Source organism: Pseudomonas mandelii, assembly GCF_002251635.1.
Lineage (GTDB): Bacteria > Pseudomonadota > Gammaproteobacteria > Pseudomonadales > Pseudomonadaceae > Aquipseudomonas > Aquipseudomonas mandelii_B.
Genome location: NZ_NMOJ01000170.1, coordinates 1 through 16,996 on the forward strand (window position 1 = coordinate 1; position 16,996 = coordinate 16,996).

At 59.5% G+C, this 16,996-nt stretch carries 13 protein-coding genes; 6 read left to right on the forward strand and 7 right to left on the reverse strand.

Annotated elements, in window-relative coordinates:
* Positions 1-69: 69 nt before the first annotated feature.
* Entirely contained in the window at positions 70-3,918 is a 3,849-nt protein-coding gene (locus B7L09_RS21585) for a sensor domain-containing protein (RefSeq protein WP_094470554.1), read from the reverse strand.
* A 286-nt stretch (positions 3,919-4,204) separates the two neighbouring features.
* On the opposite strand from B7L09_RS21585, the gene ettA reads away from it, so the two are divergent.
* Complete coding sequence (gene ettA, locus B7L09_RS21590; RefSeq protein WP_094470555.1) at positions 4,205-5,869, forward strand: energy-dependent translational throttle protein EttA; 1,665 nt, start codon at positions 4,205-4,207, stop codon at positions 5,867-5,869.
* A gap of 163 nt (positions 5,870-6,032) precedes the next feature.
* Here ettA and B7L09_RS21595 read toward each other — a convergent pair whose 3' ends face one another.
* The 4 genes from B7L09_RS21595 to B7L09_RS21610 form a co-directional block, all read right to left on the reverse strand.
* Complete coding sequence (locus tag B7L09_RS21595) at positions 6,033-6,527, reverse strand: GreA/GreB family elongation factor (RefSeq protein ID WP_094470556.1); 495 nt, start codon at positions 6,525-6,527, stop codon at positions 6,033-6,035.
* 70 nt (positions 6,528-6,597) lie between these two features.
* A complete protein-coding gene (locus tag B7L09_RS21600; RefSeq protein ID WP_094470557.1) occupies positions 6,598-6,954 on the reverse strand; it encodes a hypothetical protein in 357 nt (118 codons plus the stop codon).
* Between the two features lie 120 nt (positions 6,955-7,074).
* Entirely contained in the window at positions 7,075-8,928 is a 1,854-nt protein-coding gene (locus B7L09_RS21605; RefSeq protein ID WP_094470558.1) for an Lnb N-terminal periplasmic domain-containing protein, read from the reverse strand.
* Positions 8,929-9,021: 93 nt separating this feature from the next.
* On the reverse strand, positions 9,022-9,510 hold the full coding sequence (locus B7L09_RS21610) for a DUF3015 domain-containing protein (RefSeq protein WP_094470559.1): 489 nt from the start codon (positions 9,508-9,510) through the stop codon (positions 9,022-9,024).
* A gap of 276 nt (positions 9,511-9,786) precedes the next feature.
* Between B7L09_RS21610 and B7L09_RS21615 the strand changes: the two genes are divergently transcribed.
* The gene (locus B7L09_RS21615) at positions 9,787-12,225 is read left to right on the forward strand and encodes a Lon protease family protein (RefSeq protein ID WP_094470560.1); all 2,439 of its coding nucleotides are present in this window, start codon (positions 9,787-9,789) and stop codon (positions 12,223-12,225) included.
* A 316-nt stretch (positions 12,226-12,541) separates the two neighbouring features.
* Positions 12,542-12,862: a PA4575 family protein gene (locus B7L09_RS21620; protein ID WP_094470561.1), complete on the forward strand. Its 321-nt coding sequence runs from the start codon at positions 12,542-12,544 to the stop codon at positions 12,860-12,862.
* 24 nt (positions 12,863-12,886) lie between these two features.
* On the opposite strand, the gene B7L09_RS21625 is transcribed toward B7L09_RS21620, so the two are convergent.
* Complete coding sequence (locus B7L09_RS21625; RefSeq protein WP_094470562.1) at positions 12,887-14,716, reverse strand: hypothetical protein; 1,830 nt, start codon at positions 14,714-14,716, stop codon at positions 12,887-12,889.
* A gap of 159 nt (positions 14,717-14,875) precedes the next feature.
* Between B7L09_RS21625 and B7L09_RS21630 the strand changes: the two genes are divergently transcribed.
* The 3 genes from B7L09_RS21630 (at position 14,876) to bamJ (ending at position 16,624) form a co-directional block, all read left to right on the forward strand.
* Positions 14,876-15,364, forward strand: a complete 489-nt coding sequence (locus tag B7L09_RS21630; protein ID WP_094470563.1) for a TIGR00645 family protein — start codon at positions 14,876-14,878, stop codon at positions 15,362-15,364.
* Positions 15,365-15,573: 209 nt separating this feature from the next.
* Entirely contained in the window at positions 15,574-15,885 is a 312-nt protein-coding gene (locus B7L09_RS21635; RefSeq protein ID WP_094470564.1) for a DUF6482 family protein, read from the forward strand.
* A 121-nt stretch (positions 15,886-16,006) separates the two neighbouring features.
* Positions 16,007-16,624 (forward strand): BamJ family beta-barrel-assembly machinery protein, encoded by a 618-nt coding sequence (bamJ, locus tag B7L09_RS21640; RefSeq protein ID WP_094470565.1) that lies wholly within the window; start codon positions 16,007-16,009, stop codon positions 16,622-16,624.
* A gap of 112 nt (positions 16,625-16,736) precedes the next feature.
* Here the strand turns inward: bamJ and B7L09_RS21645 are convergent, their stop codons facing one another.
* The gene (locus tag B7L09_RS21645) at positions 16,737-16,994 is read right to left on the reverse strand and encodes a PA4570 family protein (RefSeq protein ID WP_084319505.1); all 258 of its coding nucleotides are present in this window, start codon (positions 16,992-16,994) and stop codon (positions 16,737-16,739) included.
* Positions 16,995-16,996: the final 2 nt, after the last annotated feature.

Consider the following 16,996-nt stretch of genomic DNA (forward strand, 5'->3'; position numbering starts at 1 on the left):
CAAGCCTCAAGTAAAAGCAGTTCCGCTCGTTCTTGCTGCTTGTAGCTTGCAACTTGCCGCTGCTCTTATTCAGTCGAACATGAACAGCGCATCATTGCTGAACTGCGCTTCAAACCGATTCGCCGGCATCGGCCGCCCGAATAAGTAGCCCTGCACTTCATCGCAGCCATGCTCACGCAGGAAGTCCAACTGCTCATGGGTTTCCACGCCCTCGGCGATCACCGCCAGGTTNAGGCTATGGGCCATGGCAATGATCGCCCGGGCAATCTGTGCATCCTGTTCGCCCGACGGCAGGCCNTCGACAAAGGTGCGGTCGATCTTCAGCACATCGATGGGGAATTGCTTGAGGTAGTTGAGCGACGAATAGCCGGTGCCGAAGTCGTCCACCGCAATGCTCAGGCCGAGGTTTTTCAGGCTGGCGAGGATCTGCATGGCTTCGTTGACTTCGCGCATCAGGATACTTTCGGTCAGCTCCAGCTCCAGGCACGCCGGGGGCAGGCCGGTGTCCTTGAGAATGGTGGCGATCCGCGTCCCGAGCTGGCCGTCGGAGAATTGCCGGGCCGAAATGTTCACCGACACCTTCGGCACCCGCACCTTGGCCTGATGCCAGGTCTTGAGCTGCCGGCANGCTTCGCTGATCACCCAGTCGCCCACGTCCACCACCAGCCCCAGCTCTTCCAGCACGGGAATGAAGTCCCCGGGCGGCACCAGGCCTCGGCGCGGGTGGCGCCAGCGCAGCAGGGCTTCGGCGCCGGTCAAACGTTTGCCGTCGCCGCTGAATTGCGGTTGGTAATACAGCACGAATTCGTTCTGTTCCAAGGCGTGGCGCAGGTCGCTTTCCAGCTCCAGGCGCTCCAGGGCACTGGCGTTCATATCAGCCTGGTAAAACTGGAAGTTGTTCTTGCCGCGCTCTTTGGCGTGATACATCGCGGTGTCGGCGTTTTTCATCAGTTGGCTCAGCTCGTTGCCGTCCTGCGGGCTCAAGGCGATGCCAATACTGGCGGTTACAAAGAACTCGCGGCCTTCCAGTACAAACGGCTTCACCAGGCTGGCGAGGATCTGCTCGGCCACCGAGATCGCGCGGTTCAGCGCGACTTCACGGTTGGCCCGCGGTTGCAGGAGCAAGGTGAATTCGTCACCGCCCATGCGCGCCACGGTGTCGTCTTCGGCCACGCAGCCCAGCAGGCGGGTGGCCATCTCCTTGAGCATGCGGTCGCCGGCGGCGTGGCCGAGGGAATCGTTGATCGGCTTGAAGCGATCGAGGTCGAGGAACATCAGCACCACCCAGGACTTCTGTCGCTCAGCCGACTGCAGCGCCGTGTGCAGGCGGTCCTGGAACAGGGTGCGGTTGGGCAGGTGGGTCAAGGCGTCGTAATACGCCAGACGGTGGATGCGCTGTTCGCTGGCCTTGCGCTCGCTGATATCGCTGAAGAAACACACGTAGCTGGCCAGGTCACCTTCATCGTCAAATACGGCGGTAATGCCCACCCAGGCCGGGTAATGCTCGCCATTGCGTCGTTTGAGCCAGACTTCACCTTCCCAGGTGCTGTGCTGGTGCAGTTGCTTGAGCACGTAGCGCAGGTGAGCTTCCTGCTGCTCATCGACAGTGAGCATGTTTGGCAACTGGTCGAGCACGTCTGCCACGGCATAACCGCTGACGCGACTGAACGCTTCGTTGGCCTGGACGATGTAGCCGGCCGGGTCGGTGATCAGGATCGCCGAGGTTGAGTGTTCAAATACCGTGGCCGCCATGCGCAGGTCTTTCTCTGCGCGGCGTTGCTGGCTGATATCGCGGCCGACGCCCAGCACGCCTTCGAAGGCCCCGTGTTCGTCCCAGACCAGTACCAGCCGTAGCTCGATCGGAATTTTGCGCCCGTCGCCGCGCAGGCAATCGAACAGGAACAGTTGGGTCTGCACCTGACTGCGCAGCAGTGCCAGTTGCTCGGGTTTATCCAGCGCTTTGCTGACCCGATCCATCAAGCCGTAAATGCCGGTCAGTTGCTGCGGGTTGGCGATGGTCGATTGCCAGCCGTTCTGGAAGATCCACTCGGCGTCGTAGCCCAACACGGCTTGTACCGACGGGCTGACGTAGTTGAGCTTCATTTTGCTGTCGGTGGAGCAGATTACGTCGCTGATGCTTTCGGCCAGCATGCGGTAGCGTTGCTCGCTGTCGCGCAGGGATTCGCTGGCTTCGATCTGATCGGTAATGTCCTTGGCCACACCGATGATCCGCGTGACTTGATCGTGTTTGTCCCGCGCCAGTGCCTGTTCGCGAATGTCGAAACGCCGCCACTTGCCGTCGCGATGACGGAACCGCAACTGGCATTGCAGCAATTGGGTGTAACCCGCGTGGCGCTGGGTCTGGCGCGAGCGGTGGTAGTAATCGGCATCTTCGGGGTGCAGGAGGATTTCCCAGAAATACTCGCCCATCTGGTGCAANTCGACCTTGTTGTAGCCGAGGGTGTGGCCCAAGTGATGGTTGCTGAAAATCATGCGCTGGCTGATCACGTCCTGCACATACAGGTGATCGGGCACGGTACGCACCACGTCCGACCAGAAGCTTTCGCGCTCGACCAGCGACAGCTCGATCAACTTGCGGCTGGTGATGTCGGTGATGCTCAGGATCACCGCTTTATAGTCGGCGTGATCTTCCGGCAGGCGCAGCACCAGCCACAGGTGCTGGTCGCGGCCATTGGCGTCCTGGAGTTTGATTTCCAGCTCGAGCTGTCTCTGCTGGTTGAACACCGTTTCGAGCACTTGATGGCCGATGGCGGTGCCGTCCTGCGGGCAGCCGTCAATCAACAGTTTCCACGCCTGAGCACAGGAATTGACGTTGAGCAGTTGCAGGGCAACCTGGTTGACCTCGGTGATGCGCAGTTCCTGGAGCAATTGCTGGCGTTGCTCCGGTCTGTCGAGCCAGGCCTTGAGTTGCTCGCTGCTGTGCAGTTGGGCTTTGTCGAAGAAGGTCTTGAGCCCGGAGACGTCCAATACGCACAGGGCAACGCCAGTGCCTTCGAAAATATCGTGATAGCGGCGGCGGCCCTCATGCAACTGGCGCTGACGGCGGCGAATGTTCAGCAGCACAATCACCGGAATCAGCGAGAAGGCCAGGCCCAACAGGCATTTGCCGATAAACGCCGGCAGCAGTTGTTCGAGCACTTGCTGGCGATCGAACAGTCCGCGCAGTTGCCAATCGCTGCTGCTCAGGGGCACCGTCAACACGCTGTTGGCCAGATCGTCCGGGGACAACGCGCTCGGTTTAACCGAAGGCGACGCTTCATCGCGGCTGATGATCTGGTGATTGACCCGGTTTTCCACCAGCCACAGCGGGCGGATGCCGGCTTCGTTTTGCTTGGTCAGAGACGAGAAAAATGTCGGCGTCAGGCGCAGGGCCCAGTAACCACGGCTGCTGCCACTGGCCTGATGCAGCAGCAGGTGCACCACTGAACCGTCGTCGGCATTGCTGAAATAGTGGGCCTGGGCGCGGCTGCGTCGGACCAGCTCACCCAGGTAATCGGCATCCTGGGCGTCGGCGGCGCTGTCGCTGAGGATTTTGCCGGAAGGACTGAGCAACGCCAGGCTGCGCAGTTCAGGCAGCGATTGTTGAAGCTTGCGCAGCAGCGCCTGCTGTTCGTCGGCACTTTGCGGTTGCTCGACGATCGGTAGCAGGTTCAGCGCGATCTGGGCCTTGAGCGCCATGTTCAGGCTGACTTGCGCGGCCAGGTCGGCGGTGTAGTCGATGGTGTATTGCCGCTGGTGTTTCTGTGTTTCGCGCAGCTGATCCAGCAGCTGCCAGAACAACAAGGCGAGCAACAACAGCACGAGTGTCGCCAACGCACCCTTCAAGGATCCGCGCAGGGGCGAGCCGGTCGCAGGATGGGCTGCGCTCACGGACGAAGGCGGAGAGACATTAGACAAACTGTAATCCTGCGGTTTGGCTGGANTGGCGCGACGTGCACTATAAGCCGGACGCCCGGAGGGCGGCTAGCATGCCTTGAGTTGTGGCAAAGTGCCAGTCCCGCCTGGCTGGACTGCCACCTGTCATTCAGGTAGCTTTGCCGGTTACGCGGGAGCGTTCCAGCTCCTAGACTCAGACTTTTTCAGCGCTCATGCATTGATACATTATCAATCTGACGACGCGCACAGTCTGGCCGGGCATCGCCTGCGCTCCAATCATTCATCTGTCACTGACCCAAGGTTCTCCATGGCTCAATACGTCTTCACCATGCATCGGCTGGGAAAAGTTGTTCCGCCGAAGCGGGAAATCCTGAAAAACATTTCGCTGTCCTTCTTCCCAGGCGCCAAGATCGGCGTGCTCGGCCTCAACGGTTCGGGTAAGTCCACACTGCTGAAAATCATGGCCGGCGTCGACACCGAGTTCGAAGGCGAAGCCCGCCCGATGCCCGAACTGAACATCGGCTACCTACCGCAAGAGCCAATCCTGGACCCGACCAAAACCGTGCGCGAAGTGGTCGAGGAAGCGGTCAGCGTGATCAAGAACGCCCAGGCCCGCCTGGACGAGGTTTACGCCGCCTACGCCGAAGAAGATGCCGACTTCGACAAGCTGGCCGCCGAACAGGCCAAGCTCGAAGCCATCCTGCAGGCCGGCGACGGTCACAACCTGGAGCGCCAGCTGGAAGTCGCCGCCGATGCGCTGCGCCTGCCGGCGTGGGACGCCAAGGTCGAATTCCTGTCCGGTGGTGAAAAGCGTCGTGTGGCCCTGTGCCGCCTGCTGCTGTCGGCACCNGACATGCTGCTGCTCGACGAACCGACCAACCACTTGGACGCCGATTCTGTCGCCTGGCTGGAACACTTCCTTCACGACTTCCCGGGCACCGTGGTTGCGATCACGCACGACCGGTACTTCCTGGACAACGTCGCCGGCTGGATCCTCGAGCTCGACCGTGGCGCCGGTATCCCTTACGAGGGTAACTACTCCGGTTGGCTNGAAGCCAAGTCCGACCGTCTGGCCACCGAATCCAAGCAGCAATCGGCTCACGAAAAAGCCATGAAGGAAGAACTGGAGTGGGTGCGCAAAGGCGCCAAGGCCCGCCAGTCCAAATCCAAGGCACGTCTGCAACGCTTTGAAGAAATGCAGTCGCAGGAATTCCAGAAGCGCAGCGAAACCAACGAGATCTACATCCCGGCCGGTCCGCGCCTGGGTGACAAGGTCATCGAGTTCAAGAACGTTTCCAAAGGTTATGGCGACCGCGTGTTGATCGATAACCTGTCGTTCTCGATGCCAAAAGGCGCGATCGTCGGCGTCATCGGCGGTAACGGTGCCGGTAAGTCCACGCTGTTCCGTATGCTGATGGGCAAGGAAACCCCGGATTCTGGCACCATCGAAGTCGGCGAAACCGTGCAGTTGGCCTGTGTCGATCAGAGCCGCGAAGACCTGGACGGCAGCAAGACGGTGTTCCAGCAAATCTCTGACGGTTCCGACCAGATCCGCATTGGCAACTANGAAATCCCATCGCGCACCTACGTCGGCCGTTTCAACTTCAAGGGCGGCGACCAACAGAAGTTCGTCAAGGACCTGTCCGGTGGTGAGCGCGGTCGCTTGCACCTGGCCCTGACCTTGAAAGAGGGCGGCAACGTCCTGCTGCTCGACGAACCGTCCAACGACCTCGACGTTGAAACCCTGCGTTCCCTGGAAGAAGCCCTGTTGGACTTCCCGGGCGCCGCCATTGTGATCTCTCACGATCGGTGGTTCCTTGACCGCGTCGCGACCCACATCCTGGCGTACGAAGACGACTCCCAAGCAGTGTTCTTCGAAGGTAACTACACCGAGTACGAAGCGGACCGTAAAAAGCGTTTGGGCGAAGCTGCTGCCCAGCCGCACCGTGTACGGCACAAGAAACTGGCCTGATATCGGGTCGGTTGCATAAAAAACGGAGCCTTCAGGGCTCCGTTTTTTTATGGCTTTCAGTTACACCGTGGCGCGGCCATCGCAGGCAAGCCAGCTCCCACATGATCTTCAGTGAACATATACCCCTGTGGGAGCGGGCTTGCCCGCGATGGGGTCCTGAAGATCACCCGATTTCTATGCCCAGAACCTCAATCACCAAATCCCCCACCGGCCGCTTCCACACCACCTCGTCCCCGACCTGAGCGCCCAACAGCGCCCGTCCCAGCGGCGAGCCCCAGTTGATCAGCCCGCTCGCGGCATCCGCCTGGTCCTCACCGACCAACTGCACACGTTGTTCGTGGCCCTGTTCATCGGCAAACGTTACCCACGCGCCAATCTGCACTTTGTCGGTCGAGGAGGCCGGTACGACCAACTGAGCGCTTTGCAGGCGTTGATTGAAATACCGCCAGTCACGCTCCAGGTCGGCCTGGCGCTGTTTGTCTGCGAGTTCGCCTTTCGCATTCTGTCCATTGAGCAGGTTTTGCACTTCGGCGACTTTCGCCTGAAGCTGCGCCAGCCCGGCGGGCGTGACGTAATTGGGCTGTGCGCTGACCTGCCGTTCGACTGGCTGATCGGCTTGCGCGGCGGCGTTATCTTCATTGACGAAAGCGCGACTCATGGTTTTCTCCCGTTATAGGGTTTGGGCCATGGTTGCAGGCTTTTAGTTTCGATGGATGTCTGTCAGCGACTCATTGCGAGCGATAGGCTCGGGCGGCGCCCTGGTCCTTTTGCTGTTGCCAGGCTTTGTCGCGGTCGTCCCAATGGTGGCTGCGATAGTCCTCGCGATCCTCGCTTTCGCGCATGGCCTGGCATTGGCGAAAACCGTCGCTCCAGCCTTCGGCGTACTGCTTGTCCTTGAGATAGCGCGGGACGTTCTTGCGAAATTCCCCGGTGATTGCCCCGGCGGCTTGTCGGCCACTGCTGCAACCGTCATCGAAACCATCGGCGAACGCCGGTGGATAACCCTTGGCGATCAAATCCTCGTGGGTCGTCTGGCAACCCGCGATCAACATCAACAATCCCAGCACACCTGCGCAACGCCACATCTTGGACTCCCGGGCTGTTAGAAGCCCTATGGGTGAAGTCTACGAATGAAATTGTCAGGCGATCGTGAAAGGCGTGTGATCAATCTGTTTGCCACCACAAATCCCTTGTGGGGNTNCGGATCAGTAGTGNTACCACTTCACTTCAAGCATCACTTCGTTCTCGGGCGAGGCGAGGTGGCTGAATTCGCGTTGAGCACTCAGGCGCAGGCCCAGGTTGCGCGACAGTTCCCACTGCTGGTTGAGGCTCACACTGCGGCGCACCTCGCCGTTAGTGAAGAAATCGCCCTTGGCTTCCAGGCTGAAATTGCCCAGTGGGTTTTTCCACAGCAGACCGCTGTTGAAACCTGCCGCCGGTGCGATAAAACCCGCGAAATCGTTGTTGTGTTCGACACGCACGGTGCCCAGTGCAAAGCCGAGCATGTCTTCGCCCAACTGCCAGGTGCCGCCGCCACCGCCGTTGACGTGGCTGACCAGCGTTTCATCGTCATGCTTGCCCGGCACGCGTTCCAGACCGCCGGTGACTTGCCACGAGAGCGGCTGCAACAGCTCATTGCGCGGTGTCAGGGAGCGAATGGTCGCCAGGTCCAGTTGCTGGAACTGCCAGTGATTGCCTTCGTACTGGCGCAGTTTCATCTGCAGGATTTCGATCTGCGCACCGAGCGGGAAGCTCTCGGCGTTATCGTTGAGGTCGTGATACGCCATGCGCAGGCCATATTCGCCAAAGGCCTTGTCGCCCCGGGTCCCGATGCCGGCCTGCCAGGTGCGGGATTCATGACCGTCCTCGGGCAGGCCGGGTCTTGGGATGTCCAGCTCAGGGGCGGGGTTCTGGTTGATCGCCCGCAGCAGTTCGAAACTGCGCTGCGCCCGCTCAGGATCGCGCTCCTGACCGTTGGCGCGATAGCGTTCGAGTCGGTAAGCCGCATCGATGATCAGCGCCTGACGGTCGCGCGGTTGGGCCTTGAACGCGGGCGTCTGCAATTGCTTCTGGTCGGCGCTGACTTTCAGCACCCACTCCTGTTCTTCGTCAGTCAACGGCTCGGCGCGGCTGAGCAGCTCCCGTTCACGGGACGGACGATACTGAATGGATTCCACCAGTCCGGCTTCTTTCACGGCTTTGACGGTATCGGTCGGAATGGCCGTCAGCGGGAACTGTTCGGTCAGGCGCAGGCTTGGCCGCGCCACTTGCAGCAGCTCGAGCAGGCGGTAGGAGCAGTTTTCGTCGAAGAAGAAGTAGTCGAACTGGATCTGCTTGAGCTCCCANACGTGCTCGACCATGCGCTCGGTTTCTGCCTGCGTCAGGTTCAGCCGGTATTCCCACAGGTCCCTGTTCTCGAGGCTGCGGTATTCCGAGAGTTTTTCCTGGTACGGCACCAGCGCGAATAGCCCCGGATAGCCACCCATCAAACCTTTCCAGGCGTAGAGGATGCTGTTGTCCGAGCCTTCGATGTACGCGCCGAAGTTGATCGCGTAACTNAGCAGGGCGGTGTTGTTGCTTTGTACGTCAGCCTGGTCGATGCGCAGCAGCGTGTGGCCGAACATCGATGATGGACTGTTCAGGTACGCCGCCGGGAAAATCATCACCGCGCTATGGGGCGAGACATCCTTGAACCATTGCTTGAACTCAGTGCAATCGAGCGTCGGCAAATCAGTCAGGTTGAGCTGCGCTTTCAACCAGCGGGTGCGCGCCGGGTAGACACATTGCGCATGTTGTTCGCCCGCACTGGCCGGGGCGTACAGCGCCTGCACGGTGGCCGCCAGTTCGCGGTCGGGGTGTTCGTTGCCGTCGGGTGCGAGAAAGAACTTTTTGTCGCTGACATAGCTGCGCCAGCCGCCCAGTTTGCCGGCTTCGTAATGGCCCAAAGACAGCCAGAATGGATCGTTGGCCAATTGCTGCAAACGTTGATCATCAATATGCGGGGCCGCGTATAGCGGGGCGCAGGCNNAGAGCGCCAGCCAGGCAAGGCGTTTGAGCATAGTGGGCAACTTAAGTCGAAAAAAAACAAAGACCCAAAGAGGGCAGGTCCAAAAAACAAAACCCGCTCCCCGAAAGGAGCGGGCGGGTCGAGCTTAAGCTTGAGTAGCGTACTTGGCCAGACGGGTATCGCTTTTCAGTACAGCCAGGGTGTTGTTGTGCACGTCGTCAGCGGTCACGTCAGCCTTGCTGAAGATTTGCTGGAAGTGCTCGTGGGTCACGGCAGCAAAGTGCTCGCGATCTTCCGGTGCAACGCCCAGTACCACGGCATAGGTGGTCAGCGCTTCGCCGTTGCCCTTGGCCATGTCTTCGGACAGCTCGTTCATCATGCCATTCATGGCAAACCAGGATTTGCCGCCATAAGTCAGCGACGCATTAGTCGAGCAACCGTTGGTACCAGAGGTCATACCGAAGGTTGCGTTGCCGGAAGTGCCGTTGGTGGTGGATGCCAGGAAGTGAGCCGGGGTGCCACGCTGACCTTCGAACAACATGTTGCCCCAACCGCAGTTCGGGCCACCTGGTGATTCAGCCATNGCGTTGATGGANACAGCGGTGAAGAGAGTACCGAGAAGNATCCGTTTCATAGCTATGTTCTCTTTATGTGCATACCAATGGACAAGGGGTCTGGCCCAATCCGGCGCCAGTGGGCCAGTTATTAATCCAGCCGCGCAGTTTGGAGTTTAGGCACGTTCCCGGGGTTCCGTGATTTTTTGCAAAACATTCGTTGAAATCATCGATTTGCACCCGGCCGGCCTGGAGATGACGTTTTGTCTATGCTTTGGCTGGAGGCGCGCCTTGCAAGTGAGGTATGGGCAGCGCCAGAATGCCGCTATCTGCCCCGCCTGATGTAAGGAAGCCCGATGCCTGATCCTGTTGCTGCCAGCCTGCGTCTAGCGCCTGAAGCGCTGACTCGCCCTTTCTCCGCTGAACAGTTCAGCTTCTCGACCACTAATGATTTGGAGCCCTTTCGCGGTGTGCTTGGCCAGGAACGTGCGGTTGAAGCCTTGCAGTTCGGCGTGGCCATGCCACGCCCCGGTTACAACGTGTTTGTCATGGGCGAGCCGGGTACCGGCCGCTTTTCGTTCGTCAAACGCTACCTGAAGGCCGAAGGCAAACGCCTGCAGACCCCGGCGGACTGGGTCTATGTGAATAATTTCGATGAGCCTCGCGAGCCCCGCGCGCTGGAATTGCCATCGGGTACCGCTGGCGCCTTCATCGGTGACATCAACGGCTTGATCGACAACCTGCTGGCGACCTTTCCGGCAGTGTTCGAGCACCCGACCTATCAACAGCGCAAAAGCGCCATCGACCGCGCCTTCAACCAGCGTTACGACAAGGCACTGGACGTGATCGAGCGCCTGGCGTTGGAGAAAGAAGTCGCGCTTTACCGCGACGCCAGCAACATCGCATTCACGCCGATGAGCGAAGGCAAGGCCCTGGACGAAGCGGAATTCGCCCAGTTGCCGGAAGCCGAACGTGAGCGTTTCCACGACGATATTTCAGGTCTGGAGGAGCGACTGAACGAAGAGCTCGCCAGCCTGCCGCAATGGAAACGCGAGTCGAGCAATCAACTGCGCCACCTCAACGAAGAAACCATCACGTTGGCCTTGCAGCCGTTGTTGTCGCCGTTGTCGGAGAAATACGCGGAGAACGCGGNCGTTTGCGGTTACCTGCAAGCCATGCAGGTGTACCTGCTCAAAACCGTGGTCGAGCAACTGGTGGACGACGCCAAGACCGACGCCCAGGCCCGCAAGCTGCTCGAAGAGCAATACGCCCCGAGTCTGGTGGTCGGTCATTCGTCCAGCGGTGGTGCGCCGGTGGTTTTCGAGCCGCACCCGACTTACGAAAACCTGTTTGGCCGCATCGAATACAGCACCGATCAGGGCGCGCTGTACACGACCTATCGGCAGCTGCGTCCGGGTGCATTGCACCGGGCCAACGGCGGCTTCCTGATCCTTGAAGCGGAGAAAATGCTCAGCGAGCCGTTTGTGTGGGACGCCCTCAAGCGTTCCCTGCAGTCGCGCAAGCTGAAGATGGAATCGCCACTGGGAGAGCTCGGCCGCCTGGCCACCGTGACCCTCAACCCGCAAATGATTCCGTTGCAGGTCAAGGTCATCATTATCGGTTCGCGCCAGTTGTACTACGCGTTGCAGGATGCCGATCCGGACTTCCAGGAGATGTTCCGCGTACTGGTGGATTTCGACGAAGACATCCCAATGGTGGACGAGAGCCTGGAGCAGTTCGCCCAGTTGCTCAAAACCCGCACCTCGGAAGAAGGCATGGCGCCGCTGACGTCGGACGCCGTGGCGCGTCTGGCGACCTACAGCGCACGCCTGGCGGAACACCAGGGGCGTTTGTCGGCGCGTATCGGTGATTTGTTCCAGCTGGTGAGCGAGGCGGATTTCATTCGCCACCTGGCGGGCGATGAGATGACCGATGCCGGGCATATCGAACGGGCGCTCAAGGCCAAGGCCACGCGTACCGGGCGTGTGTCGGCGCGGATTCTCGACGACATGCTCGCCGGGGTCATCCTGATCGATACCGCCGGTGCGGCCGTCGGCAAATGCAACGGGCTGACGGTGCTGGAAGTCGGCGACTCGGCCTTCGGCGTACCGGCGCGGATTTCCGCCACGGTGTACCCGGGCGGCAGTGGCATCGTCGACATCGAGCGCGAGGTTAACCTTGGCCAGCCGATTCACTCCAAAGGCGTGATGATCCTTACCGGTTACCTGGGCAGCCGTTATGCCCAGGAATTCCCGCTGGCGATCTCGGCGAGTATCGCGCTGGAGCAGTCCTACGGTTATGTGGACGGCGACAGTGCCTCCCTGGGCGAGGCGTGCACCTTGATTTCGGCGTTGTCGAAGACGCCGCTCAAGCAGTGCTTTGCCATCACCGGCTCGATCAACCAGTTTGGCGAAGTGCAGGCGGTGGGTGGGGTCAACGAGAAGATCGAAGGCTTCTTCCGCCTGTGTGAAGCGCGCGGGTTGACCGGCGAGCAGGGTGCGATCATTCCGCAAGCCAACGTCGCTACGTTGATGCTCGACGAGAAGGTGCTGCAGGCCGTGCGTGCGGGGCAGTTCCATGTCTACGCCGTGCGCCAGGCTGACGAGGCGTTGAGCCTGTTGGTCGGCGAGCCGGCCGGTGCGCCGGATGCCGATGGCCAGTTCCCCGAAGGGAGTGTTAACGCACGGGTGGTGGAACGCTTGCGCGTGATCGCGGAAATGATCAGCGAAGAAGACCTCAAGGAAGCCGAGAAGGAAGCGGCGCTGGAGGCACTGGTCGAGGCCAAGCCGGCCTGACCAAGCTGAGGAATACACCGATACCCTGTGGGAGCGAGCTTGCTCGCGATGAGGGACTGACATTCAACATGTTTGTTGGCTGGAAGTCCGCCATCGCGAGCAAGCTCGCTCCCACAGGTTTTGTATTCGCTACCCGATCAGTGCCATCACTCTGACGTCAAGATTCACACAATGACCATTCGGCGCCTTCTGGTCTCACTTGACGTGCTAGTCAAACTTTTCTTCTATTCTCAGCTCAAGGATATCGACAGTAATCACTGGATCGAGACAGCCTTCCCGTGGGGGCTGAATACCGGATCTACCGAGGGTCGCCGCCATGTCGCGCAACCTCTGCCTCACCCGTCAATGCCTGGGTCTTGTGACCCGTATCGAGTGTGCCATCCGCCCGTTGGCGGGGGATACGGGCATGTGGACCTTGCTCTTCGCCGCCGGAATGGCCGGCGAACAACCTTCCGCCATCAAGGCGCAGGGACCGTTTCATGGGCCTTTCGTGGCGGAGTCCATCCTCCAATCGATTGTTGAAAGCCTGACCCTGCANGGCTACGAACTGGCCGATGACCCACAAATCTGGTGCCTGCACCTGCAAGCCCAGCTGCGGGAAATCAACGGGGGCCGTTGCCGCAACCTCAATGGCTGAGTTCGGCGCGGCCACTGAAACCGGCTATTGATCAAGGTGGCTCAAATCCGCCTTGGCCAGTTTGACCTCGAAACCATATTGCACCGTGGTGAGGTCGGTTCGCTGATAGGTTTCCAGACGTGTTGGCTGGCCATAGAAGTAATGCGCGGCAAATAACGCCGGGCCTTCTGCGCTCGCGTCATGAGTGACCGAAAGAATTTCTTTCAGATAGTTTCCAGAGTCGTCCTTGGCGAAAAATCGCCAGTCCTGGGCAGGAAACAGCTTCAAATCAACCACCAAGGCATTGCCTTTGAGTTCCAGGCCTTTGGGCAGCGCATGGGCGTCGAGCGTTTGTTTGGCGACAGTCGCCAGAAACAGCGGCATGGAACCCACTGCATAGGCCGGTGTTTCCGGAAACAGGTTCAAGTCATAGGTGATGGCGCCACGTAGCGGATCGACCTCGTAAGCCTCAGGCGGCAGCTCGATCGGCTCATCGCGTTTGCCGCTGCCATCCTCCGTAAAGAACGTGACCGGGCTATCGCCAGCGCTGAGAGATGTGCCGAGCAGCTCGTCATTGAAGCTTCTGGGGTGATCGAACTCAATGCGCGCGGCGCTGGGGTCGTCCACCGCCTGACTGACGATGACGCCTTTCTTCAGCTGTTCCTCACTCAATGTCGCGCCCTTGAGCCAGGTCGGGGCCTGATCGTCGTACACCACCACCGGCAGGGTCAGTGGCTGGATGGTTTTTTCCGTGGTGTGTGAGTCGAAGCGGCGAACCGGCAGGTTCAGGTCCTTGCGGGTCACCGTGGCGGCCGAGAAGTCCAGTACGCTGACTTCAACGGTTTCGACCGGGCCGTTGAAATACACCTTGGTGTAATGATTCTTCTGCTGGGCCTCGAAGGTGCGCTGTTCTTCGTCGATCTGCTTTTCGAAGGTCTCGCTCCAGGCTTTCTGCTGCTGAATTTTCGCCAGTTGTTTTTGATAGAAGGCGATTTGTGCAGCGGTTTCATTGATCGAACCCGAGCGCGAGAGGAATTGCCCGGTGATGTCCCTGGCCTGGACGATCAGCGGGTTCAACGGTGTTTCGCTGACTTCCGGGGCCAGTGGCGCGCTGTTGTTGAATTCGATTTCGGCGTAGTTGTTGCCCAGTTTCAGCAAGGTCACGCTGAGGTTGTCGTTGGTGCGGGTCTGGCCAACGTCTTTTTTCGTCAGGTCGAAGGTGTAGAGCCGGCGAGGGGCGATGACCTCGACCTTGCCTTGCAGGCTCACCGGTTGGGGCTGGTTCTTGTTGTCCATGTCCAGGCCGTCGATGAACGGATAAGTCACGGTCAGGTCATCGGGGTTGGTCAGGTTGGAACTGCTCGGGCTCAGTTGGATGCCTGGATCGGTTTCCGACCATTCCGGCTGAAAGGGGATGACTTTATTGTTGCTCAAGGTCACCGACTGCCATTCCAGGCCATGGGGAAAGAGAAACGCGGCCGGAATGTTGAAGTTGAANGGGAACACCGGCTGCAAATCCGTCAGGTAGTCGGAGTGTGACGCTTTGCGCAGCACGAACAGGCCATTGATGTAGGTGTCCACCAAGGCTTGGGGCGTGGGGTAGTGCTTGAGCAGGGCGAGGGTGTCTTCGCCGTATTCGGNTTCCACGGGTTTGCTGTCGAGCTTGAGTTGCGCACGCTCGAGCAACAGCAGAGAACCGCCGAGTTCGGCAACGGCATCCTTGAGCTTCGGATCCTCAATCGCATCCAGAGACTTCTCGAACTGCGCGGTCTTTTCCTCGAGGCTGATCTGGCGCTTCTCATCGCTGGGTGAGCAGCCGCTCATCAGCAGGGCCAGGCAAATGCCGGCACTCGTTATTGGCAATCGCACACCCATTTCCAGTCTTCCTGTCCGATGTCGCTGAGCGGTCAATAGTCTGGACACTAGCAGAAAAACTTTGTGGCACACGCGCAGGCTGCGGATTTGCCGACGGTTTCTGGGTGTTACGGGGGACTGTTATACTCGCGGCCATTTTCAGCCCACGTGTGAGATTCAATGGAACGCTTTATCGAAAATGCAATGTATGCCTCGCGCTGGCTGTTGGCGCCGATCTACTTCGGTCTGTCCCTTGGANTGCTGGCGCTGGCGCTGAAATTTTTCCAGGAGGTGATTCACCTGCTGCCGAGCGTGTTCTCGATGGCCGAGTCGGAACTGATCCTGGTACTGCTGTCGTTGATCGACATGGCGCTGGTCGGTGGCTTGTTGGTGATGGTGATGATCTCCGGCTACGAGAACTTCGTCTCGCAGCTGGATATCGATGAGGATAAGGAAAAGCTCAACTGGCTGGGCACCATGGACTCCTCGTCACTGAAGATGAAGGTCGCAGCCTCCATCGTGGCGATTTCGTCCATTCACCTGCTGCGCATCTTCATGGACGCCAAGAACGTCGATCCGGAGCATTTGAAGTGGTACGTGATCATTCACATGACGTTCGTCGTGTCGGCGTTTGCCATGGGCTACCTGGACAAACTCACCAAGCACTGACGCTCACAAAGCCCTGTAGGAGCGAGGCTTGCCCGCGAAGGGGCTGTGTCAGTCGTTATAGCTGTTGCCCGTCACACCGCCTTCGCGGGCAAGTCTCGCTCCTACAGTCAGGTGCAAACAGACGGGCGGTGTCGTTTGTGGCTTGTACTTTGAGGTGTCGAGGCCTATGCATGTATTGATATTGGCTTGACACTGTAAGAGGTGCCTTCATGAACTTCGTTGAGTTGCGCGCTTATGCCATCGCCGGGAAAATCGATGAGCTGAACCTGATCTCCATGGAAGGCGGAATCTATCTGCTGGAGGCTCGCATGCACGGCGCGGCGTATCCCTTGAGTGATGCCCGCGGCGAAATGTTTCACCTGCGTTCGGTCGAGCATGCGCGCGAGGTGCTTCATGCCTTCCCCTCCTTGCCATTCAACCTTGTGCACACCTCGGTTCATGATGAGATGTGTGGGCTCGGTGCCAGTGCCGAGGAAAGCCTGAAAGTTCCGATTGCCTTCCGTTCTGCCTGGCACCACTGACAGCTCTGATCAACGCAACGGCATCTGTGCTAGTCTGCTGGCCCTTTTGGTTCCGGGCGCTCCGGGACGCGCTGTGCACGCACGGCAAGTTCCCGGGCCGTCCGCACAGCGGAGCAGTGTTATGTCCGAAGTAAATCTGTCCACCGACGAAACCCGCGTCAGCTACGGTATCGGCCGTCAGTTGGGCGACCAGCTGCGCGACAACCCGCCACCGGGCGTTAGCATCGACGCCATCCTGGCTGGCCTGACCGACGCTTTCGCAGGCAAGCCAAGCCGCGTTGATCAAGAGCAAATGGCTGCCAGCTTCAAAGTTATCCGCGAAATCATGCAAGCCGAAGCGGCTGCCAAGGCTGAAGCGGCTGCTGGCGCTGGCCTGGCGTTCCTGGCTGAAAACGCCAAGCGTGATGGCATCACCACCTTGGCTTCGGGCCTGCAATTCGAAGTGCTGACTCAAGGTGAAGGCGCCAAGCCAACCCGTGAAGATCAAGTGCGCACTCACTACCACGGCACTCTGATCGACGGCACTGTGTTCGATAGCTCCTACGAGCGTGGCCAGCCTGCAGAATTCCCGGTTGGCGGCGTGATCGCCGGTTGGACCGAAGCCCTGCAACTGATGAATGCCGGCAGCAAATGGCGTCTGTACGTGCCGAGCGAACTGGCTTACGGCGCTCAAGGCGTTGGCAGCATCCCGCCGCACAGCGTTCTGGTATTCGACGTCGAACTGCTCGACGTTTTGTAAGCATGATTACCTTGTAGGAGCCGGCTTGCTGGCGATGGCATCACCGCGGTGTTCCTGAAGCACCCCGGCGCCTGGATCGCCAGCAAGCCGGCTCCTACAGGTTTTGTGTTGCTCATACTTCAATCTTGTGGTTCAGATCGCTCGTCGGGCGCAACGCCCGGGCGTAGCAGAACAGAAACAGATTGCGCACCAGTTCCTTGAGCACCACCGGCTCGCTGGAACTCAAGCCGTTGACGTCCAGATCACCCTGATCCTGCAGCTCGTTCAAGGCTTCTTCTTCAAGCACCGCACAGACTTCCCCGGTTTCCCGATGCAGGATCCGCAGGTAAGGGTGTGGTCGGTCCAGCCAGGCATCTATCAAATAAGTCATGG

Excerpts from the sequence above, each read along its gene's own strand:
- B7L09_RS21595 (WP_094470556.1), bottom strand. The coding sequence starts at position 6,527 with ATGAGTCGCGCTTTCGTCAATGAAGATAACGCCGCCGCGCAAGCCGAT.
- B7L09_RS21600 (WP_094470557.1), bottom strand. The coding sequence starts at position 6,954 with ATGTGGCGTTGCGCAGGTGTGCTGGGATTGTTGATGTTGATCGCGGGT.
- B7L09_RS21635 (WP_094470564.1), top strand. The coding sequence starts at position 15,574 with ATGAACTTCGTTGAGTTGCGCGCTTATGCCATCGCCGGGAAAATCGAT.
- bamJ (WP_094470565.1), top strand. The coding sequence starts at position 16,007 with ATGTCCGAAGTAAATCTGTCCACCGACGAAACCCGCGTCAGCTACGGT.
- B7L09_RS21645 (WP_084319505.1), bottom strand. The coding sequence starts at position 16,994 with ATGACTTATTTGATAGATGCCTGGCTGGACCGACCACACCCTTACCTG.